This window comes from Sinorhizobium psoraleae, assembly GCF_013283645.1.
GTDB lineage: Bacteria > Pseudomonadota > Alphaproteobacteria > Rhizobiales > Rhizobiaceae > Sinorhizobium > Sinorhizobium psoraleae.
Genome location: NZ_JABEKV010000006.1, coordinates 208,201 through 229,373, shown reverse-complemented (window position 1 = coordinate 229,373; position 21,173 = coordinate 208,201). Strand labels below are relative to the sequence as shown.

Annotated in this window: 16 protein-coding genes and 1 pseudogene; 1 reads left to right on the top strand and 16 read right to left on the bottom strand. The window is 57.9% G+C overall.

Annotated features, from left to right (window positions below; all coding sequences use genetic code 11):
- Nucleotides 1-43: 43 nt before the first annotated feature.
- The 10 genes and pseudogenes from ILFOPFJJ_RS27885 to ILFOPFJJ_RS27840 form a co-directional block, all read right to left on the bottom strand.
- Nucleotides 44-2,617 (bottom strand): methyltransferase, encoded by a 2,574-nt coding sequence (locus ILFOPFJJ_RS27885; protein ID WP_173513801.1) that lies wholly within the window; start codon nucleotides 2,615-2,617, stop codon nucleotides 44-46.
- 4 nt (nucleotides 2,618-2,621) lie between these two features.
- On the bottom strand, nucleotides 2,622-3,908 hold the full coding sequence (wecC, locus tag ILFOPFJJ_RS27880; protein WP_173513800.1) for a UDP-N-acetyl-D-mannosamine dehydrogenase: 1,287 nt from the start codon (nucleotides 3,906-3,908) through the stop codon (nucleotides 2,622-2,624).
- Nucleotides 3,909-3,920: 12 nt separating this feature from the next.
- The gene (wecB, locus tag ILFOPFJJ_RS27875) at nucleotides 3,921-5,045 is read right to left on the bottom strand and encodes a non-hydrolyzing UDP-N-acetylglucosamine 2-epimerase (RefSeq protein WP_173513799.1); all 1,125 of its coding nucleotides are present in this window, start codon (nucleotides 5,043-5,045) and stop codon (nucleotides 3,921-3,923) included.
- A gap of 328 nt (nucleotides 5,046-5,373) precedes the next feature.
- Nucleotides 5,374-6,708: a KpsE/RkpR family capsule polysaccharide export protein gene (locus tag ILFOPFJJ_RS27870; RefSeq protein WP_173513798.1), complete on the bottom strand. Its 1,335-nt coding sequence runs from the start codon at nucleotides 6,706-6,708 to the stop codon at nucleotides 5,374-5,376.
- Nucleotides 6,709-7,368, bottom strand: coding sequence for an ABC transporter ATP-binding protein (locus ILFOPFJJ_RS27865; RefSeq protein WP_173513797.1), 660 nt, complete (start codon nucleotides 7,366-7,368; stop codon nucleotides 6,709-6,711). It lies immediately after the preceding gene.
- Entirely contained in the window at nucleotides 7,365-8,135 is a 771-nt protein-coding gene (locus ILFOPFJJ_RS27860) for an ABC transporter permease (protein WP_173513796.1), read from the bottom strand. Before ILFOPFJJ_RS27860 ends, ILFOPFJJ_RS27865 begins: the two co-directional genes overlap by 4 nt.
- A 5-nt stretch (nucleotides 8,136-8,140) precedes the next feature.
- Nucleotides 8,141-9,005 (bottom strand): annotated as a pseudogene (locus tag ILFOPFJJ_RS27855) (capsular polysaccharide export protein, LipB/KpsS family).
- A gap of 1,561 nt (nucleotides 9,006-10,566) precedes the next feature.
- Entirely contained in the window at nucleotides 10,567-11,409 is an 843-nt protein-coding gene (locus ILFOPFJJ_RS27850) for a type 1 glutamine amidotransferase domain-containing protein (protein WP_173513795.1), read from the bottom strand.
- A 57-nt stretch (nucleotides 11,410-11,466) separates the two neighbouring features.
- Nucleotides 11,467-11,769, bottom strand: coding sequence for a putative quinol monooxygenase (locus tag ILFOPFJJ_RS27845; RefSeq protein ID WP_173513794.1), 303 nt, complete (start codon nucleotides 11,767-11,769; stop codon nucleotides 11,467-11,469).
- Between the two features lie 12 nt (nucleotides 11,770-11,781).
- The gene (locus ILFOPFJJ_RS27840) at nucleotides 11,782-12,573 is read right to left on the bottom strand and encodes an SDR family NAD(P)-dependent oxidoreductase (RefSeq protein ID WP_173513793.1); all 792 of its coding nucleotides are present in this window, start codon (nucleotides 12,571-12,573) and stop codon (nucleotides 11,782-11,784) included.
- A gap of 97 nt (nucleotides 12,574-12,670) precedes the next feature.
- Between ILFOPFJJ_RS27840 and ILFOPFJJ_RS27835 the strand changes: the two genes are divergently transcribed.
- Nucleotides 12,671-13,600: a LysR family transcriptional regulator gene (locus ILFOPFJJ_RS27835; protein ID WP_173513792.1), complete on the top strand. Its 930-nt coding sequence runs from the start codon at nucleotides 12,671-12,673 to the stop codon at nucleotides 13,598-13,600.
- Nucleotides 13,601-13,987: 387 nt separating this feature from the next.
- On the opposite strand, the gene ILFOPFJJ_RS27830 is transcribed toward ILFOPFJJ_RS27835, so the two are convergent.
- From ILFOPFJJ_RS27830 to ILFOPFJJ_RS27805, 6 genes are all read right to left on the bottom strand, one after another.
- Entirely contained in the window at nucleotides 13,988-15,034 is a 1,047-nt protein-coding gene (locus ILFOPFJJ_RS27830) for an ABC transporter ATP-binding protein (protein WP_173513791.1), read from the bottom strand.
- Between the two features lie 23 nt (nucleotides 15,035-15,057).
- Nucleotides 15,058-16,779 carry a glycoside hydrolase family protein gene (locus ILFOPFJJ_RS27825; RefSeq protein ID WP_173513790.1) on the bottom strand — a complete coding sequence of 574 codons (1,722 nt, stop codon included), beginning with the start codon at nucleotides 16,777-16,779 and terminating at the stop codon, nucleotides 15,058-15,060.
- A gap of 3 nt (nucleotides 16,780-16,782) precedes the next feature.
- Nucleotides 16,783-17,676: a carbohydrate ABC transporter permease gene (locus tag ILFOPFJJ_RS27820; RefSeq protein WP_173513789.1), complete on the bottom strand. Its 894-nt coding sequence runs from the start codon at nucleotides 17,674-17,676 to the stop codon at nucleotides 16,783-16,785.
- Nucleotides 17,669-18,610, bottom strand: a complete 942-nt coding sequence (locus ILFOPFJJ_RS27815; RefSeq protein ID WP_173513788.1) for a carbohydrate ABC transporter permease — start codon at nucleotides 18,608-18,610, stop codon at nucleotides 17,669-17,671. The genes ILFOPFJJ_RS27820 and ILFOPFJJ_RS27815 overlap by 8 nt, the downstream gene beginning before the upstream one ends.
- Nucleotides 18,611-18,698: 88 nt before the next feature.
- Nucleotides 18,699-19,982 carry an ABC transporter substrate-binding protein gene (locus ILFOPFJJ_RS27810; protein WP_173513787.1) on the bottom strand — a complete coding sequence of 428 codons (1,284 nt, stop codon included), beginning with the start codon at nucleotides 19,980-19,982 and terminating at the stop codon, nucleotides 18,699-18,701.
- 41 nt (nucleotides 19,983-20,023) lie between these two features.
- Nucleotides 20,024-21,028: a LacI family DNA-binding transcriptional regulator gene (locus tag ILFOPFJJ_RS27805; RefSeq protein WP_173513786.1), complete on the bottom strand. Its 1,005-nt coding sequence runs from the start codon at nucleotides 21,026-21,028 to the stop codon at nucleotides 20,024-20,026.
- Nucleotides 21,029-21,173 lie beyond the last annotated feature (145 nt).

Here is a 21,173-nt window from a genome sequence, read left to right as displayed (position 1 = left end):
CGACATCATTGCCGCCGTCAAACGCGGGCACCAAGTGTTGGAATCAATCCACTAGCTGCAGGTCTGTTAGGTATTCAGTGCCGTAATAATCTTCAGGATGAAAGAATCCAACAAGAGCATCGCTGTTCGTGGCTGGAATGTGCTCGATACATGCTGCTTCGTTCGTGCATTCGACAACGCCTTCTACGTGGTTCAGTGCACTGCCGGGATAGCGCTTCAATACGACCAAACGCTTATTGGGATATCGCTGTCGGCTGAAGCTTTGCACCACCGATGCATACTCATCTGGTGTCTCAGCAACTGAGAACAGAACAATCAGTGGCCGAGCCGACGATTGCATGTCTCCGCTTAGCTTTGACCGAATATAGAACAACCGGTCGGCATAAGTATGCTCAGTCATGACCTTGCGCAGGCCGAGCAAGCGGAACTTGCGGTATCCAACTTCATCTTCGCAGATCGCCCCGAGACGTCGATGTAGTTCGGCGGCATTATCCGACGAAATCACCAGATCACCGAATAATAGCCTCACGCCGCGAGAAAAATTGGACGCAACGACGGTATTTGATGCCAGCAGTTCGAAAACACGCCGGGCAAACATGGTTTGCGACTGCTTGATGGTGTTCATATTGATGCCGTATCGATAGCCTTTATAGGCCTTATCAATCTCGGCAAAAGGCAACTTTCCCAATATCATTGGGGCGTATTGCTCAGGGAATGTATAATGTGGATGCGGATTGTCGAAGTTTCTGTCATAGATCTCGACAGGGCGCAGCGACCCGACAGCATCAATCAGGGCTGCGAAATCGCGTTGCCGCTCGGGATATCTTAAGTAGTAGGAGCCGGCGAAATTAAAAGCGTCTTTACGATCGTATAATTCTATTGGGTTGTGAATCCGCGGCTGTGCCGCGAACGGGAGCAAATACACTCGTTCATGGCCGACAGCCTCTTTATATTTTGGAACGCAGTCAATATCCGTTGTGAAGACATAGTCAACGCATTTTGCGATAAACACAAAAGTACTGAAGTGAACCGGATCCTCTTTGTTCCAGAAGAGGGATGGTATTTTTCTTTGTCTGCACCAGTCAATAAGCTCCAACACCTCAGGGTCAGCGTTACTGATCTTCCCCTGCCAAAGACTATCCAGACCCTTCCAAGCGGACTCGATGAAGAGCAAATCGGCATTAAATTCTGTAAGCTGTTGCCGCCAGTTTTGCGGATGAAGCTGCAGGAGCGTGCATTCGGGCTCGTAGGAATGGACAGTAAATTCATCCATAATCCCGGCTACACGCAACCTGCGCTTGCTGTCGACATTTAGCTTACAGGGAGGCGTCGCTAACGCGCTATCTAGAACCCGTTCTTTTTTTTTAATCCCGATCTCCAGATCTTTCAGTTTGGCCGCACGACGACGTTTCCCCTCTTTGTGAATACGCAACGCCTCTTTGGGAAACTCCACGAAACCAGACCACGAGTTTGTCGCGCGTATTAGGGCTGCGCCAAGTTGATACGACAGCGTGTTTTTGGTGTTGGTGGCACGCGTCTCTGCAGCCAATCTTTGCTGTTCTGAACGGGTCAACAATTGCTCAGACCGCCGCAGGTCGGCCTCCAGCTTTCCCATCCTCTCCTTGTCTGATTTATTTTCGGCAATGGTGCTTTGAAGTTGCGCAAGCTCGTTCGCCAGTTGCTCCCGCTCGGACAAAAGCTCTCTTTCCCGCCCTTCTTTCTTCTTGACGCTCTCTTCAAGTCTGAGCCTTTCGGCTGAGAAAAACGCAAGCTGGTCCGTCAACTTCTCCCGTTCGGACAAAAGCTCCCGTTCTCGTCCTTCTTTCTTCTTGATGTTCTCTTCGAGCTTCAGCTTTTCGGCGGCGACAATTTTCATTGCCTCCGTGGTCTTCTTTAACATATCTTCTGAGCGCGACACTTCATCTTTCTTGCCGGCCAACTCGTCGCGAATAGCCCGCTCCACAAGAAAGAACGACTGTTCAAGTTGCTTTACCTCCTCGCTTGGAACGGAATTTCGGCCGTTCTGAAGCGGCCTATTTTCCGGTTTGACTGCAACCAGTCCGATCCAAGTTCCAAGAAACTCCAACGCAATAACGTTGAAATTGCGCGTTAAAAGATCGTATATTTCGGTGAGATAAAACGTGCGCTTGTGATCGATAAAGTCATTTATCCCGAACGGCACCGTGACAATAATGTGACCGTTTGGTTTGAGGAACTTTGCCGCGGCATCAAGCATGTCCTGCGGTCGAACTAAATGCTCAAGGACCTCTGAAATCACAACCGTATCGAAAGGTTGATGTTCTTTCGGATCGACGGTGAGAAAATCAGCTTCAACAAACTTGACCCTCTCCCGCGTTGTTTCTGATTCGTTTGAGAGGTGTTCTCGAGCTTGTTCGATCACCTTTTTAGAGCTGTCGATGCCCACCGCCTCCCTTCCTTCTCGCCCAAGAAGGATGGGTACAATTCCGGAACTGCAACCGATATCAAGGATCCTTTTTCCCTCGACCATACTACAGATCCAATGGATTCGTTTTTGCGTGCTGCGCATGAAATTGCGCCCAAGCTCTCCGTAGTATGCTTCCCACACCCGATCATGGGTGAGATCCTTTATGGACATGCGGTTACCTCCAGACCCTCCAGATTCCTCGAGTGTCAACCAACAACGCACCATCCCGCAGCACTGGTACGCGCTCCTTGAATTCCTTGTGGTCAACAAGCATTATAACGACGTCCGCAATTTCGAGAGCTTCAGCTTGGGTCGAAAGCCGCGCGCCGCGCTTGGCAAGATCCGCCGGTAGGGCGTCGATATTGGGTTCAACTACGTATATCTGCTCAGGATACTTATCGGCCAAGCGAAGCGCGATTTCGAGTGCGGGACTTTCACGGAGATCGTCGATATCTGGCTTGAACGACAGGCCCATGCACGCGATTTTGACCGAACTGGGGTGACATCCGCCCTTGGCGACCGCGGCAGCCACCGCAGTATGGACTTTTGCTTCAACCCAATGGGGTTTGCTATCGTTTACCAATCTGGCGGTTCGGATCAGCCGAGATTCCTCGGGTGACTTGTTGACAATGAACCACGGATCCACCGCGATGCAATGACCGCCGACACCGGGTCCCGGTTGCAGTATGTTTACGCGCGGATGTCGGTTTGCGAGCTTGATTAGCTCCCAGACGTCAATGTCCAACTTGTCGCAAATTAGAGACAGCTCGTTAGCAAACGCGATCGACACGTCGCGCGACGCGTTTTCCGTCAGCTTGCACATTTCCGCAGTGCGCGCGTCGGTCACGATGCATTCGCCTTGTACGAATACTTTATAGAGTGCTACCGCGGCTTCGGAGCATTTTCCTGTAAGGCCGCCAATTACCCGGTCATTCTCAACAAGCTCGCGGAGGACATGGCCGGGCAGGACTCTTTCGGGGCAATGGGCAATACGTATATCTGACTCCTCACCCCTGTCTTGCGGGAAACTCAGATCGGGCCGCTCCTCTGCCAGCCAAGCGGCCATCTGTTCAGTTGTGCCAACTGGAGAAGTTGATTCCAAAATTACAAGATCCCCCTTTTTCAAGACAGGGGCGATGGCTTTGGAAGCGGCTTCGATGAAGCTTAGATCCGGTTCGTGACCATCCCGAAACGGTGTTGGAACGGCAAGAAGGAAAGCCTCCGCGGGTTCGGGGATTGTTGTTGCCCGTAGATAGCCTTCGGTGACGGCGGCATGCACCACCATATCCAACTCCGGCTCGACAATGTGGATTTTCCCTTGGTTAATTATGTCGACGGTTTCTTGATTAACGTCTACGCCAATTACCTTAACGCCTCGTGCGGCAAATGCGGCGGCCGATGGTAATCCAATGTAGCCGAGGCCAATAATGGATATAGTTTTATTGATGAAGTGCTGCGGCATTATATTCCCTCTTTACTTACAGAACGCGTCCTGAATCGCAGACAGTATGCGAAAGCAGGCTTGCCCATCGCCATAAGGATTGTGAGCAAACGCCATCTGATCGTAGGCCGATTTATCGTTCATCAACTGACCCACTCCGGCCGCGATTTGAGCCGCATCGGTTCCTACAAGCTTTACCGTACCCGCCTTCACTGCTTCCGGACGCTCGGTCGTTTCGCGCATGACGAGGACCGGCTTGCCCAGGGAAGGCGCCTCCTCCTGAATACCCCCGGAGTCTGTGAGGATGATATGCGCTCGCGTCATCAGGTACACAAATGGCAGATATTCCAGAGGTTCGATTAAGTGAACATTTGGAAGCCCGTTTAGGATGCGCCCCACTGGCTCACGAACATTTGGATTGAGGTGCACGGGGTATACAAAGTCGTCAGAAGGGAATTCTTTGCTTAGTTGCTGTATAGCAGAACAGATGCGTTCGAAGCCGCCTCCGAAATTCTCTCGACGATGGCCGGTGATCAGTACGAGTCGGCGGCCGCGTAGAAAGGAGAAGCGCTCTGCTAGATCGGACGCCAGTCGCGCGTCGGTCTCCAGCCTGCGTTGAACCTGAAGTAGTGCGTCAATGACCGTATTGCCGGTAACGTGTATTTCATCGCTTGAAACACCTTCTCTTAGTAGGTTCAAACGCGATTCTTCCGTCGGAGCAAAGTGAAGTTTCGTCAACGCGCCCGTCAACTTCCTATTAGCTTCCTCCGGCCAGGGGGAATAGATATTTCCTGTCCGCAGCCCCGCTTCCACATGGCCTACTGGAATTTGGTGGTAGTAAGAGGCCAATGTGGTAGCCAGTGTTGTGGATGTGTCCCCGTGGACCAGTACCACATCCGGTGAAAAACCCTTTAGAATTGGCTCAATGCGCACCAGAATCTCGCTAGTGATCCCTGAAAGGGTTTGACCAGGCTTCATGATATCCAGATCATAGTTTGGCTCGATCTCGAACAGTTCTAAAACTTGGTCGAGCATTTGGCGGTGTTGAGCGGTCACGCAGACCCGAGCGTCTATTGTGTGCTGTTCCCTCAGCACTCTAACCAAAGGAGCCATTTTGATGGCTTCGGGCCGAGTTCCAAAAACTGTCAAAATTTTCATGCCGGTTATCTCGCAATCACTTCGTTGCTTAACTCGATGATACCCATGAGAGAAAGCGCGTCGGGCGCATCAGTATCCAAATGGATTAGCGTGAGCAACAGCTAGTGGCGCAGAGACACGGAAAATTAAAGCTTCTCGGTCCAAGATGTGCCGCCGTTTCACCCAACGAGGCCGTGAAATAGTCTACGCACAGCATCGCAACTCTCGCGTGTTTGCAAGACAGGACGCTCCGATTAAGCGCGGACGCGGCCTTGACACGTCTGCAGTGCGTCTTAACACTCGGACACAACTACTGCTCTTGGAGAAGCCTAGCGCCAGCGACTGGTCGTTATGCCCGATCTCTGACGTTGTAATAGCTCATCACGCCGATCCCCCAAGCAAAGAGCAGCCCGAGGATCACGAGCAGTGCATTCACCAGTCGCGTGGGATATTGCGCCAACTCTGATAGCGTCGGCTCGATGAAAAGTGCGAGATAGCGCTGACGGTTGTTTGCCTCGATACGTGCCTTCTCAAGAGAGGCAAGAGCGGCCGTGTAAGCACGCTCGGCGAATTCGCGCTCGGTCTCCAGTTCTTCGAACTGAGCGATGCGGCCCGCGACGTCCGGGGAGTTGCGATCCTCTGTTGCAGATGTCCTTTCACCCGTCCCCAGTCTCTGGCGTTCGACGGCAAGCTGCTGCTCAAGGCTTTCTATGCGCGTTTTCAGCACGCGAATTCGCGGCGTGTCCTCGCTCATCTGGCTTTTCGCCGTGGCAAGATCGGCGTGGAGCTGGGTTAATTGCTGTTCCAGCGAGCCGATGAGCTGAATCGCGAGCTTTGCTCCTTCTTCCGGGCTGATTTCTTGTGATTTGTCGCGATACTCACGAAGCGCCACGCGCGCCTTTGAAAGCCGCGCCTCTCCCGCCAACACCTCGTCCTGCGCGGCGCGCAGCACGTCGTTGCGCGCCGAAAGCGAGAGACTGTTCACGAGATTATCGCTCTGATCGACGATGAACTGAGCGATCTCCTGAGCACGGCGCGGGTCGAATGCCTTGACGGTCACCTCCATGATGCTGGAAGCGTGGTCGAAGTTGACGTTCACCATGTCGCGCCAATAGGCGAGCTTATTCTCGATCGGCAGGTTGGAGCCGATGCCATAGAAATAGTCGAGCCCACGGGTGGCATAAACATCCTCGAGCTTGAACTTCCGATCGGCGGCGGCCACCATCCGTTCGCTCAGGATGTAATCCATGAGTATGTAGCTGTCCGAGACGGTGCTGCCTCCGGAGGCCTGGGTGAACATGCCCAGAATGTCGCTTGAAACGCCGCCCTCGATGCTACGCACGGCGAAGGACGTCGAGCTATGATACTGGTCGGCGGCGATGAAGGCCATGTAGAGTGAAGCGAGCGTTGCGGGCACGGCGACCAGCCCGACGAAAGAGGCGCTGATGATGGCGTGACGCCAGCGCACGTTCTTGAGCCAGCGGGTCTTCCAATCCGACTTCGTGGCAGGTTCAGTCTTCTTGTGCCGCTCAGGAAGAGGAATGACAGGTGCGCTCTCGCGCCCCAATAGCCCCTCAAGAATGGCGATACCCTTGCTTTTCGTATCGCCTTTGGCGGTCGGGGTATTCTCGTCGGCGTGCGCGGTTTTTGGCCTGTTCATCGCCGCGTCGTTGCTGACCGCCATTTAATTCCCTTCCATATTTCTGTCGTGCACGCGGATCGCGTCTTCGACATTGTCATAATAGCTCAGCTTGCCTTTTTCCAGCACGACGCCGCAGTCGCAATAGGCGCGGATCGTCCCGGTGCTGTGCGACACCATAATCACATCGGAATCCTGGAGCCTGGTCTCGAAGACAGCCTGACATTTTTTCTTAAAATTTGAGTCACCAACGGCAGTGATTTCGTCGACGAGATAATAGTCGAAATTGACGCCCATGCTCAAGCCGAAGGCAAGCCGCGCTTTCATGCCCGAGGAATAGGTGCCCACAGGGGCCTTGAAGAACGGGCCGAGCTCGGCGAAATCCTCGACATAGTCGATCAGTTGCTCGGTATCTACTCCGTAGATGCGGGCGACGAAGCGCACATTCTGTTCGCCGGTCATCGAGCTCTGGAAGCTGCCCGCAAAGCCGAGCGGCCAGGAAATCTTGCCGCGCCGGATGATTCGGCCCTTGTCGAGCTTGATCGCGCCAGCAATCAGTCTCAAGAGCGTCGATTTGCCGGCGCCGTTGCGACCGAGCAGGCCGACGCTCTTTCCCCGATTGAGTGTGAGAGAAGCGTCCTCGATGATCGGCTTCTTGATGCCCTTGGTCCGGGCATATTTTGTCGCCTGTTCGAACCGGATCATTCGTTTCTCAGTGCCTTTTTGGAAAGCGTGAAGACAAGCATTCCGGCAAACAATGTCAGAAATGCGAATCCATAGAGGTATTCCATATCAAGGCCGATTGCCCTGTACTCCGGATAGAAGCCCTGCCGGAAGCCCATGATGATGTGAACCAAGGGGTTGAGCAGCACGAGGTCCTTATAGGGAGCGGGGATCGAATCAGGCAGGAAGAATACCCCGGATATCATGAACAGCGGACGGTTGACGATGTTGAAGATCTGTTCGTAGAGCGGATATTTCAAGAACAGCACGCTGTTGACCATTGCCACGCCGAGCCCGCAAAGGCACGCCAGCGCCACCGCTTCAAAGATCGCCGGCCAATGTAGGCTTGTCTCCCCCCGCATGGTCGCGACGATCGTGCCGAGAACGATGAAGCCCACGAGCGTCGTCGTGCCCACTTGGAGTACAAAGCGTGCGACGACCGTATCGATCGGCGCGACATTGGGGTAGCTGAGCAGCGCCTTGTTGGCCCTGACTGCGCTGTTCAGATAGCTGGTCATAGCCTGATAGAACTGGAAAGCGATATAGCCTGTCGCGAAAAACAGGGCGAAGCTCGTCCCGAGCGCCGGGGCGCGGGCGATCGCCTGGAAGACCAAGGTCATAAGGAGAATGTGGGCGGCGGGGTCGAGCAGCGCCCAGACATAACCGCCGGGTTTCGAGCCGAACCGCGTGGACATCTCTCTGACCAGCAGGGCGCCGACGACACGAAAATGCGTGGAAAGGTAGCTCACATCAGTCACCCGAACGGATAGAGAAGGCGGCCGATGGCCCTGAGCCGCCGGTCTGAAAGGCCGCGGAAGAACTGGATTGGGTCTGCCCTGAAATCTTCGACATCGCGGTCATTGCCACCGCGCTGGATGGCCCGGCACCAAGGCGGCGGTCAGGAGGTGGCGCCAGCCGAGAATGCCGTAGAGGCCCCACGCGCGCCACCCCGGCCCTCCAGGAGACGTCGCCTCCGGCTCCTCGATTTGCCTTCGTGTTGCTGCAACAGTCGCTTCGAATGACGTTTGCTCTCCGGTTTCGGGATCGACGTAGCGAGGATAGAGGAGATAGGCGCCCGCGAAAAGTGCCTCCAGGCTGAGCCCCCGGCCGCGGCGCGTGTTCGGTTGCCGGTCGTCCGCCAGGACTTCTTCGGTCGTTCGTATGCGACCGTTGTTATATTTGCTGATACCGCTTTCAAGTAGAAGTTTGGTGCCCGCGCGGGCACGCGCCACTAGCGATTGGTCTGCTACGAAATCATAGGTCATGAGCAGAACTTCGAGATCGGACGGCTGCCGGCAATCGAAATATGGTGTTCGGCGGTCGAGCGTCAGCGAAAGAGGAGCAGTGCGGCTGGCGCTGGGGCGCGCCGAGCGGAGAAAGCCGTCCTCCATGAACCAAACGGGGATGCTCCGCGCCGTCGCGAGCGCGGCTAGAGCGGGCGGTAGTTCCGGACCCCAGACGAAGATCTCGCTTGTATCGCGGGCGAGAATTGTTGGTTTCCAGACGTGCTCGAAATCGCGCTCACTCAAATTCTTCGGTAGGAAACGAAAGCATCTGCCAGGGAAGTACTGCTGGACAAAGGCTCTTTTCCATTCCGTGACGTGGACAGCAAAAGTCATCACCTGCCCTGATACGTTGGCAGGTGTGATGAGGCTAAAGCCGAGTTCGGCCGCTTCTGTACGTTGCCACGTCACTGTCGTCTGCGCCTAGACCCAGAAAATCCCACCGCTACCTACACGTTCAACCGCTTGTCTGTCAGCCTAATTTGTTTTGAGATCGCTAAGTACCGCGGCAATACGCGAAGACGAATCCAATCTCACCCTCGCCGCTTTTGTTCCCCATCAGGCGCAATGCACTTCGAGATCACCGAGGAAGCACTCGCTGGCTCATAGGGCGAACCAACTCTCTCACCCGGCTCTTCGGAACAATCTGTGAAGAACGACTGGCGGAATTGGAGCGCGAAGCAGCGGTCGGTCGGCTAAGATCAGCCTTGAGGCAGGACCAAGGCGCGAACTGTTGTAGGAACGAAGCAGAGCCGGTAGACAAGTCATTTAGAAGCCTAGATAAAAACGACCGCTATCGACGAAATCCGCCGCATTCGCGAAATGTTTCCTCGAGAATGCTCTCTCGCCACCCTGAGCGCATCAGCGGGAGCAGCCGCTTCGGCTCCGCGGCCGATCGTCGACCTCATTGTGCACGACGCAGGGTGCTTCGTATAACCAACTGTAAAAAAAACGAGAATACTTCCAGAGGATCAGGCCTGGGCAGGGGATTGGGGCGGTCGAAAATGACCGATCGTGAGCATCACGCTCCCTGACGTGGTTTCCCGGTGAGTCGATTTGACGCGCGGCATGATACCTTGTTTCGTTTATCCCATTCCCGAACCTCATTGACCTGATAAAGAAGCTTGGGACGATCCGCATTGCTCACCGTTTTTCAATGTTCCTACCGAGACGCTGCCGTGATAGCGTTCCGAAACTTGTTGATCGGCCATGTACATCCTTTCGTCCATCACATTTTTCTTCGCGACAGCCGCCAGGGCTCCACAGTGTGTGCCTCTGAGTAGGTCGCGAAGGTAGCTGAACTCTGGACACCCGTTCCCACGGATAGGAATGATGGTTGGTCTCTGAGAAGGGAAGGGCCATGAAGGATGGCGCAGTGGCCAAGGATATCTTCGGCCCTGGTCTGTTGGCTAGCGCACCGAAAAGACTAACGCCTCCTTTCGGCAGCAATTGCCTTCTGCCAAGGGCGATTGTCCTTGAGCCGTAGCTGCCTGCAAATTTCAGAGACCCCTTTGGGCTTAATCGAGCCATTCATCGCGTAGGCACCATTGTCCGGGTGGATCGCGGAAGTCCAACGCCGACGCGCCGGACGGCTAGTTTGCGGATCAAGCGGTCATTCGCCTTTTCCGCCTCTGCCCGCCGCATTAAGTTTCGTGCCAGTCAAGGGACCGGTGCAGTTGGGTGTCTAGCGCTTTTCCGGGAGATGCTCACTGCTTCAACTGCCGTGTTGAGCGTCAGCTGAGGGATCAGTCAAACCTCATGGGCGCCCGTGCGGCCAGCGGACTCTGTCCGCACGGGCCAGACTTCCCGAGATGCGGGCCAACGTGGGGCTGAGGACAGTCCCCGCGGCAGACGCGCACAAATGTTGACCCACACCCTGTGCTGGAGAAGTCGGCTCTCACTTCAAACGCTTAAGTAGTTCCTGGGCGACAGCCGGAGCGGAGGCCGGATTTTGGCCCGTAATAAGTTCCCGATCGGTAACGACATGTGCGCTAAAGGGCGCCTCGGACCGACTATACCGACCGCCGGCTTGAGTGAGAGCATCCTGCGGATAGAACTTCATCTCGCCCCCGCCGAGCAATCCCTTGGCCATATCCTCTTCCTCATTGCTGATGACAGTCAGATTGTAGCCTGCATAGATCCATTTACCCTCTGCTTTCGCCGCGTCTCCGGCTTCAAGCTGTGTGGTGAAAGCGTTCGGGTCCCGCAGTGTCGAGATGAGCGCGATCGGGCCATGGCAGGCAAGCGCGGTCGTTTTGCCGCGATCATGGAAATGCCTCAGCAACTTGCCAAGTTCGGGACTGACGAGAAGATCCTGCATCGGGGCGTGGCCGCCAGGCACATAGACGGCATCGAAATGGTCGTAGCCGATCCGCTCAACCCGCGCGAGACTGACAACGGGAGATGCGCTGCTCGACAACAGGCGCAATTTGTCGAGCAGCGCTTGGCTTGCCTTCATTGCGCCTTCGTCGCCGCCAAAATACATCTTGTCGATGGACGTCTTGTCGACGGACGGAGCGGTGCCCTTCGGAGTGGCAAAGGTGATCTCGTGACCGGCATCGAGCAGCGCCTTGGCCGGCTGCATTAGTTCGTTGAGGTAAAAGCCGGTCTCGAAGACCTTGCCATCCTTGAGCTCGAGGTGGTCTGAATCGGAAAGAACCACCAGCACGTTTGCCGCATGGGCGCTAGCGCCGCTGAAACTGAGGGCAAGGGTGATGGCGAGGTGACGCAGGTGTTTCATCGGCTTGTCTCTGCATGCTTCAAAAATCGTGTTGTGAATGGGAGTGACATGGCTGTTTCAGCCGGCGACCTTCACCAGCCGATGCAGCGAGAAATCCGCGAAATAGTCGCCGACGCCGCTTGCCAGAAATCGCTGCATGGCAGCGCCTTCCATGTGGGCACGCCACTGGGCTTCCGTCTTCCAGTTTTCGACGAAGATGCGAACGCGGCCGTCATCGAGAGACTGGTGCAGTTCGTACCGCAGGCAGCCGTCCTCCATGAGTGTTTCGGCGACCAGCTTTTCCTGGGCATCCCCAAGCGCCGTCTCCATGCCGGGTTTGGCGGTGGTGATGGCAATGATTGTAAGCGGGGAGTTGGACATTGAGCTCTCCTCTCAAGCGATCGTGTTGACGAGGCCGCCTTCGGCGCGCAGGGCTGCGCCATTGGTGGCCGACGAGCGCGGGCTGGCGAGATAGGTGACGAGATTTGCGACTTCCTCTGCCTCCACCATCCGCTGCAGGATCGAAGCGGAGCGCGCAGTGGCAAAGAATTCCGCCTCGATCTCTTTGATCGGAGCAGATGGATTGTTGGCTTGGCTGCGCAGGAAGGCTTCGATGCCTTCCGAACGGGTCGGCCCCGGCAGCACCGCATTGACGGTCACGTTGGTGCCGCGCGTCAATTGCGCCAAGCCGCGCGAGACCGACAGTTGCGCCGTCTTGGTGGTCGCGTAGTGGATCATATCAGGCGGAATGGCGAGACCGGACTCGCTCGCGATAAAGATGATCCGACCCCAGTTCAGCTCCAGCATGCCGGGCAGGTAAGCGCGCGAAAGGCGCACGCCGCTCATCACGTTCACCTCGAAGAGCTGGCTCCAGTCCGCATCGGTGATGGCGACGAAGTCCTTGCTTTCGTAAATTCCGAGATTATTGACCAGGATATCGACCGACGGTGCAGCCTTGGCGATGATTGCCGCGCCTTCAGCGGTGGCAGCGTCTGCGAGAACGCCGGTGACAGCCTCGCCGCCGGCCGTCCTGATATCGGCGATTGCTTTGTTGAGTTTCAGCTGGTCGCGGCCGGTGATAATCACTTCTGCGCCTTCGAGGGCGAGAGCGCGGGCGATTGCGAGCCCAATGCCGCCGGTGGCGCCGGTGACGAGAGCGGTTTTATCGGTCAGTTGTAAGTCCATAACGTGGCTCCAGATTGTGTCCGAACGCAATCTATGATCTGAGAACCAGCGGAACTATTGCCCCAGATGGACATGCACCTGTGAATGGAGATCATCAGTGCCGCGCATTCTCATGGAACGGTCTGGCGAGATGGAGGTGTTTGCGCGGGTCGTGCAGGAGGGCGGTTTCTCGGCAGCCGCGCGCAGCCTCGACATCACGCCGTCAGCGGTCAGCAAACTGATCGCGCGTCTGGAAGCAAGGCTTGGCACTCGCCTTCTAATGCGCACGACGCGCGCGCTGACGCTGACCGAAGAAGGCGAAGCTTTTCATCATGCCGCGCTCAAGGTCATACAGGCTCTGGACGATGCCGATCAGGAAGTGTCCGGTGGTGCCGTTCGTGGCCGGCTTCGGGTGAACGCCACGATTCCATTCGGCACCATGTTTGTGGCGCCGGCCATGCCCGCTTTCATCGAGCGCAACCCTGATTTGATCGTCGATCTGAGCTTCACTGATGGTATCGTCGATTTGGTGGCCGAGAAGACGGACGTGGCCATTCGCATGGGAAACCTGCCGGACAGCGGTCTAATCGCGCGAAAGCTCGGGCAGAGCAGGCGTGTCGTATGCGCCGCTCCCTCTTACCTCGAGCGCAAAGGAAGACCCGCAACGCCGGCCGACTTAGATCGTCATGACTGTCTGACCTTTAACTTTCGCCGCGAACGCCCGTCTTGGCCCTTCCTGTATGAGGGCCGGGAAGTCGCCCAGCCGGTCACCGGAAGCTTGGTCGTCAACAATGGCGAGACGATGAAGCAGATGGTGCTTGCCGGAGCCGGCATTGCCCGGCTGGGACTGTTTCACGTCGCCACCGATATTGCCGCCGGAAGGCTCGTGCCTCTGCTCGAGGAGTGCAATCCAGGCGACCTCGAATTGATCCACGCCATCTATGTCGGCGGCGGGCCACTGCCGCATCGGGTTCGAGCCTTCATTGAGTACATCATCAAGACGCTGGAGCAATCGCCGCTCCTGAAGGGGTATCCCAACGCAGCGTAATGGCGACTCCGACAGAAGTCGTCAGTAGCGCTCGAACCGCTAGGCCACCCAAAGGAGACCAGCAAGAGTGTGCCGCAGGTAGCGCTCAATTTGCTCATCCACTGTCGGACCGTCTCCTGCCTTATATGGGCGCGCGCAAGGAGGAGCAGCTTCGAGGGAAAATAAGCGCAATCGGGCGGGCTCTCTCAATCAAGCAGATCGTGGAACTTGATGCCGCCAGCGCCGTCGCCGCACTTATAGGCCGCAGGAGTGTTTTGACCGCATTGATCCGCCGGTCAAAGGATAAACAACGGGCAATGTCCCGAATAGAACCTACGTGTGCGATCTGATGGTCGATCGCACGTGGTCCGCATTAATCAGGGGCATGCGCCGTCGGTCCCACCTCGATCAGTTTGCGCGGGTGCCATGAGCTGTAAACAGGTGAATCCTTCTGATGTCGAGATTGATCTTGATGGGGTGGCCAGGCTGCAGGTTGACTCGGTCGCGCAGCACGATGTTCACGTCCGAAGATCCGAGCTTTGCAAGCACATGCGTTTCCGATCCGGTCGGCTCGACCACGACCACGCTAGCCGGTGCACCCTCATCGACGATCGTCAGATGTTCCGGCCGGACGCCGTAGACCGCTGCCGTCGCGCCTTGATAGCCCTCAGGCATTGGAAGCGCTACCCCGCCATCGGTGACGAACTGCCCATTGTTGACCGCCCCCTCGAAGAGGTTCATCGCCGGCGAGCCGATGAAGGTTGCGACGAAGATGTTGGCTGGACGGTCGTAGAGCTCGAGCGGTTTGCCGATCTGCTCGACCTTGCCGCCGCGCATCACGACGATCCGGTCGGCCATCGTCATCGCCTCGATCTGGTCGTGGGTGACGTAGACCGTGGTCGTCTTCAGCCGCTGATGCAGTTCCTTGATTTCGGCGCGCATCGTGACGCGCAGCTTGGCGTCGAGGTTCGACAGCGGCTCGTCAAAAAGGTAGACCTGCGGCTGGCGGACGATCGCCCGTCCCATTGCCACGCGCTGACGCTGGCCGCCGGAAAGCTGTTTCGGCAGCCGATCGAGCAGAGGCCCGAGCGCCAGGATGTCGGCCGCTTCGCGGACGCTCTTTTCGATCGTCGCTCTGTCCTGCCCCTTCAGCTTCAGCGCGAAGCCCATGTTTTCCGCGACGGTCATGTGCGGATAGAGTGCGTAGCTCTGGAAGACCATGGCGATGTCGCGCTCCTTTGGAGCTACGTCGTTGACGACGCGGCCACCGATGCGGATCTCGCCGCCGCTGATGTCCTCGAGCCCGGCCAGCATGCGCAAGAGAGTCGACTTGCCGCAGCCGGAGGGGCCGACGAGAGTGACGAACTCACCATCCTCGATGTTCATGGAGATGTCATGAATCACCGGGACGGCGCCGTATTGTTTGCGAACCTGATCGATCGAGACGGATGCCATGAATTTCCTCCCTTGAGTGTCTGCTAAAGCTTGAGCTGCCAGATGCTGGCGGCGGCGATGTGACCTTTTGGTGCGCTGAGGTAGGCGGAATGGACGCCTGCAAATCCGGGCAAGCGCTTGGTTCCGGTCCAGCGACCGTTGTCGGCAAAGACCTCGATCGAGCCTATGTCGAGGAATATGCGAAGGGTCGAGGGCGTTGCCCCCGACGCGAGGTAGCGGGGTAGCAATTTGCCGTCGGGAAGGTCGTAGACGATGCTCAGGCCCTCCGGATCGAGCCTTACACCGAGCTCGACGTCGGGATGATCGAATTCGAGATCGAAGGCCGCGCCGGGGGCCGCGAGATCGATGACGATCTCGACGGCTCCGTTGGCGAACTCAATCTTGTCTCCGGAAAGCAGCCGGCGCTCGTCGATCAAGTCTTGGCGCAAACCCGCGACTGCCTCGACAGGCGGCGTCAGCAACACACCGTCTTCGAGCAGTGCCCGGCGCGGGAGCGTCATGGCGGTTGGAAAATCGATCCTCTTCGAAATTTCCGTCCAGTTTGCCAGCCACGCGATGCCTACGGGGCCGGAATGGTCGACAAAGGCCTGGAAGGCATAGGCATCGGTTGCAAAGTCGAGTTCCTGCTCGAATTCCTTGACGAAGATACGGCCGTCGAAGCGGCCGACTGTCGCAAGGGTTATATTGCGTCGCGCGGTTGCCGGATCGCGGCTGGTAAGCAGTCCGAAGATCAGTGCCCAACGAGTTTCCGGATCGTCTGCGGGACCACCGAGGGGGACGATGCATGGGCATTCGGCCGCCGTCATGCCGAAGCGGTTCTCGCGGTGAAGAATGCCGACGAACCTCCAGCCATCCGCGGCGTCCGGATCGGCGGTCTCGTAGAGCAGGATCACTCCTCCCGCGTGATCGCGGCTGCCGAGCAGCATCTTCCAGCGGCCATCCGGGCCCCTGATCACATACGGGTCACGGAAATCGAGCGTCAGGTCGAGGCCGGCCGGCCGTTCCGGCAGAATGATCTCCGCCGGGCCGGCGCTGATCTGGTCACCGCTGACGGCGGTCAACTGGATCTGCTCTTCCGGCTGGCGGTCTTTGACCTGTTCGGTGAAGAAAACACGAATCCCGGCCTCCTCTCCAGCAAGCGAAATTGCCGATCCGGAGAAGGCGCCGCCGCGGCCGTCCGCGCGAGCAGAGAGTTCCGCCGACGGGAACAGGAACATCGGCAGGTGCTTCCAGTGGAGATAGTCGTCCGCGACCGCATGGCCCCAATGCATCGTGTTCCAACGCAGGCTGTGGGGATAGTGCTGGTAAAAGAGATGAACCTTGTCGCCGAAACGGCCGAAACCGTTCGGATCGTTCATCCAGCCGAACGGTGGACGGAAATGATAGCTGTCAGCGACGGCGGGTGTGGAATTGGCCTCACCGCTGTAAAGGACAACGATGCCCTTTTCCATAACGTCAGCCTCCGAAAAGGCATAGACGACCGAGAGGCTCGTGCTCGCGGCGTCGTAACTAAATGAAGTTTCGCCGGCTGTTTCGATCACCAGCGCCCGGAACTCGAACTCCTCGGTGTTTCGTGCCGTTAGGCGGCCGATTTGCTGTCCGTCCTGGCTCGCTATGAGTTCGGCCGGCGTAACCGCATCGACTGGCCTCAGCCACGCATGGAGCGTAGTGCCGGCGGGGAATGTGGCGCTCAGCGTCTTCAGGCTGCCGTCGAGGGGTGAGGAGAGGCGTGCATGACTTGTCATTGATCAACCTTTCACGGCGGAGCCAACAAAGGAACTTACGAACCAGCGCTGGAAGGCGAGATAGAGGGCGAGGATCGGGATCATCATCAGGACGGAGGCTGCCATGGCGCGGTCCCAATAGATGCTGTCCTGACCGAAGAAGGTGGCGATGGCGACGGCAATCGGCCGGGCATAGTCGGTCTGCGTCACCAGGATCGGCCAGAGATACTGGTTCCAGCTCTCGATCCCCATTAGAATCGAGACGGTGGCGAGGGCCGGCAGGCTGAGCGGCAGGAAGATCGAACGATAGATTCGAAACACCGAAGCACCGTCCATCTCGGCTGCTTCGAAGAGCTCCTTCGGAAGCTGGGCGAAGAACTGGTAGAACAGGAAGATATAAAGCGGGCTGGCGACCCAAGGCACGATCTGCACCGCGAAAGTGTCGGTCATCCCGGCACGCGACACCATGATGACGAGCGGCATGATGATGCTTTCCTGGGGAATCACGTAGAGGGCGATGACCAGCGACAGGACCAGGGCGCGGCCGCGCAACGTACCCCAGGCGAGCACGAAGCCGGCCATCGAGTTGACGATCAGACCGGCTCCCACTGTGCAGCCAAGAATGAACAGCGAGTTCAGAAGGTAGCGGCCAAAGGCGAGCTCGCCGGAGAGGTTGCTCACCTCGGCGAAGTTCGAGAGCGTCGGGTTGGATACCCAGAAGGCGCGGAAACTGCCCATATCGGCCAGAATCTGGAAGCGGTCGTCCTTCAGGCTGGCGATCAGCAGCATGAACAGCGGCGACACGATCACCAACGCAATGACGAGAATGCAGGCTGTCTGGAAAAGGCGCAGCGAACCGATCGCGGAGCGCTCGCGCTGTGCCTCGGTCTGCAGTGTGGGGATGGCGAGATCAGACATCGAAACGCCTCAGGAGCTGGCGCTGAACGAGCGCGATGACGAGAACGATGAGGAAGAGAATGACCGAGACGGCCGAGGCATAACCAAGCTTCTGTTCTTCGAAACCGGTGCGCACCATGTAGTGCACGACTGTTTCGGTGCTGCTCCTCGGGCCGCCCTGGGTCAGGATCGCAACCTGGGTATAGAGCTTGAAGGCCTGTATAGTGGTGATCACCAGCACAAAGACATGCGTCGGCCTGAGACCCGGCATGGTCACGTGCCAGAAGCGCTGGAAGGCATTGGCGCCATCAATCCTGGCCGCGTCATAGAGTTCATCGGGAATGCCCTGCAGGCCTGCGAGATAGACGATCATCTGAAAGCCATAGCCCTGCCAGGCCGACAGAAGGACGATAGAGAACATCGCCCAGTTGGGGTCGCCGAGCCAGTCGATCGGCTGGATGCGGCCGCCGGAAAGGACGCCGATCACCTGGTTAAATGGCCCGGTCGGATATTGGAAAAGCGTTCCCCAAATGACGCAGACGACGACCATCGAGGTGATTGCCGGCAGGAAGAACAGACCACGGAAGAAATTGCGGAGCGGCAGCTTCTGGTGGAGCAGCAGTGCGCTGGCGAAGGCAAGGCCGCATTGCACCGGCAGGATCCAGAAGGTGAAGCGCGAGACGTTCCAGAGCGATGTCCAGAACAGATCGTCCTTGAAGATGCGCAGGAAGTTGGTGAGCCCGATGAAGCGGACCGGCGTCGGTCGGGGCACCAGTGGCTGGTTGGTCATCGCCGTCCAGAACGACAGGAGGAACGGCACGGCGAGGAAGATCGTCAGCAGCGCCACGGCTGGCGCAAGCATGCCGATTTCCTGGAAAAGGCGGGCCCTGTCTCTTCGCCGGGCGGGGCGCGTCGCGACAGCCGTCGCCGGCAGCGCCGGTTGCTGCAGGGTCATGATCTCCTCCTCATTTCAGGATGCGTTGCTTGTCGATCGGCTGAAGCGGTCGCGCGGCATTGGCGTGCCACGCGGCCGCTTGCAAGCGCTATTGCTGCTCGTCGAAGGGCGGGTAGCCGTCGTTTTCTTCGATGTCCTCGTCGATCTTCTCGGCCGCGGCGGTCAGCGCCGTCTTGACGTCGCCGCCATTGAAGATCTCATCGACTGCTCCCATGAAGGCCGAGGTGATGATCGGATAGGCCGGATGCGGCGGCCGTGCGATCGCCGTCTTTGACGCCTGCTCGAAGGCGATGGCCATCGGGCCCCCGTTAGCGTAAAGGGGCGAATCGGCGGCGAAGCTCTTCAAACCGGGATAGGCGGAATCCTCCTTCGCATAATCGCGCAGTGCCTTGTCCTTGAGCATGAAGCTGACGAACTTGCCGGCGATTTCCGGATGCTCGGACGCGGTGGTGATGCCCCAGATCCAGGTGCCGTTCGGGCTCGCACCCTTCGGCCCAAACTTCGGCAGCGGCATGACGACGATGTCGTCCTTCATCGAAGCCGCGGCCTCGGCATAGAACCAGTGACCGCCGAGCGCGAGCGCTGCGGGATGGCCTTCCGCAAAGAACTGGTTGGTGCCGGAGGATTGCGGCACGACCCAGCCGTTCTTCACCCATTTCTGCATCATCGTCAGCGCATCGACGCAAGCATCGCTGTCGAGTGTGCCCACGGATTTCCAGGTCTTGCGTTCGATGAGGTCGCAGCCCGCAGATTGCAGGATGGGACCGTAGGCATAGGTGATCCACTCGGTCTTGATGCCGTAGCCACGAAACGTGTCGATCGGCCATTTGACGCCCTCGAGTTTAGAGAGCATTTCGAGGTAGCCTTCGAACTCCTCCCGCGTCCAGGCGTCGTCCACGCCCTTCGGGATGCGGGCGCCGATCGCTTCCAGATATTTCCTGTTGCCGTAAAGCACGACCGAAGAGTCGGTGAGGCCAACGGCGTAGAGCTCGTTGTCGATCGGATAGGTGCCCTGCGCGACGTTTGACTCGGTCATGTCGTCGATGATGTCTTGGTCGATCAAGGGCTTGATCGGCTGGAGGTAGCCCGACCAGACATAGTTAGCGAGGAAGGGCGCGTCGAGTTCCATGACGTCCGGCAACTGCTTGGACATGACGGCGGCGCTGAACTTCTCGTTATAGGCGTCGTGGGGAGCATAGATGAGCTCGATGTCGACATCCGGGTTGGCGGCCTCGAAGCGCTTGGCGACTTCGCCGTAGGTCGAGACCCAGCCGGGGTCGCCCTGGTGCATCACGTGAATGACGGTTTTTGCTTCGGCCAGGCCTCCGAGCGTGAAAGATGCCATTAGGAATGAAAGTAATCGATTACCCATTACTGCTTCTCCTCCTCAACGGGTTTTACGTGGCTACTGTTTTATACGGATGACCGCTCCACCAGCTGGAACGGAAGCTTGTGCAACTCGCCCGGTGTCGTATCGCCGGCAAGCAGGATGTCGGCGGCCAGCCGGCCCATCGCACGATGCGGAAGGGCCATGGTCGTCAAGGGCGGATCGAGGCGGGATGCAATATCGACCTGATTGTCGAAGCTGGCCACGGCGACATCGTCGGGGATTTGTGCGCCAACACGACGCAGCGCCGCATAGGCCTCCATGGCCACACGGTCGTTGCCGCACAAGATAGCATCCGGACGGTCCGGTCCACTCATCAGCTCGGTAATGTGGGAAAGAACGAGGCTGTGCGCTCTGTCGCTGTAAATCGTTCTGCGAACAGCCGGCAACACGCGGGCGCCGGCGCCATTGAGGCCCGCCTCATTGATCGCCTGTCGGAACCCGGCCTCGCGCAATTCGCCGGCGAGCAGACCGGGCAGGTTGATAAACGCGATATTCTTCCGTCCAGCCTCGACCAAGTAGCTGGTGATGTCACGGGCGGCGCCAAACTCATCCGGTACCAGTGAGGTCACCCGGTCGTTCGCTTCGCGGCAATTGATCATCACGCCGACCGTCTCAGCAAACTCCTCCGGCAGCGCGACCGTCTTGTGGTACATGGCGGCATAAGCGATCGCCCGCGGCCGAAAGCGGCGCACTTCTTCGATCACCGCGCCTACATCGCGGCTCCCGTTCAGCGTCATCGCAAAGACGGCCATGTCAGAGGCTCGCGCCGCGCCGTCGAGCCCGCGGATGATTTCCGTCGCGAAGGGCGAGGTGATCAACTCGTCGGCAACGACGCCGATCAGCGGCATCCAGCCCTGCCGCATGCTGCGCGCGGCGAGATTAGTGACGTAGCCGAGTTCCTCGGCTATCTCCTTGATGCGCTGCCTGGTCGTCTCAGCCATACGGGCCGAGCCTCCATGCAGGGCACCGGAAACCGTCTTGACGGAGACGCCCGCGCGTTCGGCAATGTCGTTGAGGGAGACAGTCACGGCTTCACCCAAGGGTTAACGATTACTCACCCGTAGCATTAGCGAAGGCTTAAGTCAAATGCCTGCCAGCAAAAGCGACGCAGGACCATGCCCGCTGGCCTGGCCTGGGCGGATCGTGGGCACCGTGCGCGATTGCGACGCTGCT

What these genes read in the sequence shown, in the direction of transcription:
- ILFOPFJJ_RS27870 (WP_173513798.1), bottom strand. Translation starts at nt 6,708, where the DNA reads ATGGCGGTCAGCAACGACGCGGCGATGAACAGGCCAAAAACCGCGCAC.
- ILFOPFJJ_RS27820 (WP_173513789.1), bottom strand. Translation starts at nt 17,676, where the DNA reads ATGTCTGATCTCGCCATCCCCACACTGCAGACCGAGGCACAGCGCGAG.
- ILFOPFJJ_RS27840 (WP_173513793.1), bottom strand. Translation starts at nt 12,573, where the DNA reads ATGGACTTACAACTGACCGATAAAACCGCTCTCGTCACCGGCGCCACC.
- ILFOPFJJ_RS27865 (WP_173513797.1), bottom strand. Translation starts at nt 7,368, where the DNA reads ATGATCCGGTTCGAACAGGCGACAAAATATGCCCGGACCAAGGGCATC.
- ILFOPFJJ_RS27810 (WP_173513787.1), bottom strand. Translation starts at nt 19,982, where the DNA reads ATGGGTAATCGATTACTTTCATTCCTAATGGCATCTTTCACGCTCGGA.
- ILFOPFJJ_RS27885 (WP_173513801.1), bottom strand. Translation starts at nt 2,617, where the DNA reads ATGTCCATAAAGGATCTCACCCATGATCGGGTGTGGGAAGCATACTAC.
- ILFOPFJJ_RS27825 (WP_173513790.1), bottom strand. Translation starts at nt 16,779, where the DNA reads ATGACAAGTCATGCACGCCTCTCCTCACCCCTCGACGGCAGCCTGAAG.
- ILFOPFJJ_RS27815 (WP_173513788.1), bottom strand. Translation starts at nt 18,610, where the DNA reads ATGACCCTGCAGCAACCGGCGCTGCCGGCGACGGCTGTCGCGACGCGC.
- wecB (WP_173513799.1), bottom strand. Translation starts at nt 5,045, where the DNA reads ATGAAAATTTTGACAGTTTTTGGAACTCGGCCCGAAGCCATCAAAATG.
- ILFOPFJJ_RS27845 (WP_173513794.1), bottom strand. Translation starts at nt 11,769, where the DNA reads ATGTCCAACTCCCCGCTTACAATCATTGCCATCACCACCGCCAAACCC.
- wecC (WP_173513800.1), bottom strand. Translation starts at nt 3,908, where the DNA reads ATGCCGCAGCACTTCATCAATAAAACTATATCCATTATTGGCCTCGGC.
- ILFOPFJJ_RS27830 (WP_173513791.1), bottom strand. Translation starts at nt 15,034, where the DNA reads ATGGCATCCGTCTCGATCGATCAGGTTCGCAAACAATACGGCGCCGTC.
- ILFOPFJJ_RS27850 (WP_173513795.1), bottom strand. Translation starts at nt 11,409, where the DNA reads ATGAAACACCTGCGTCACCTCGCCATCACCCTTGCCCTCAGTTTCAGC.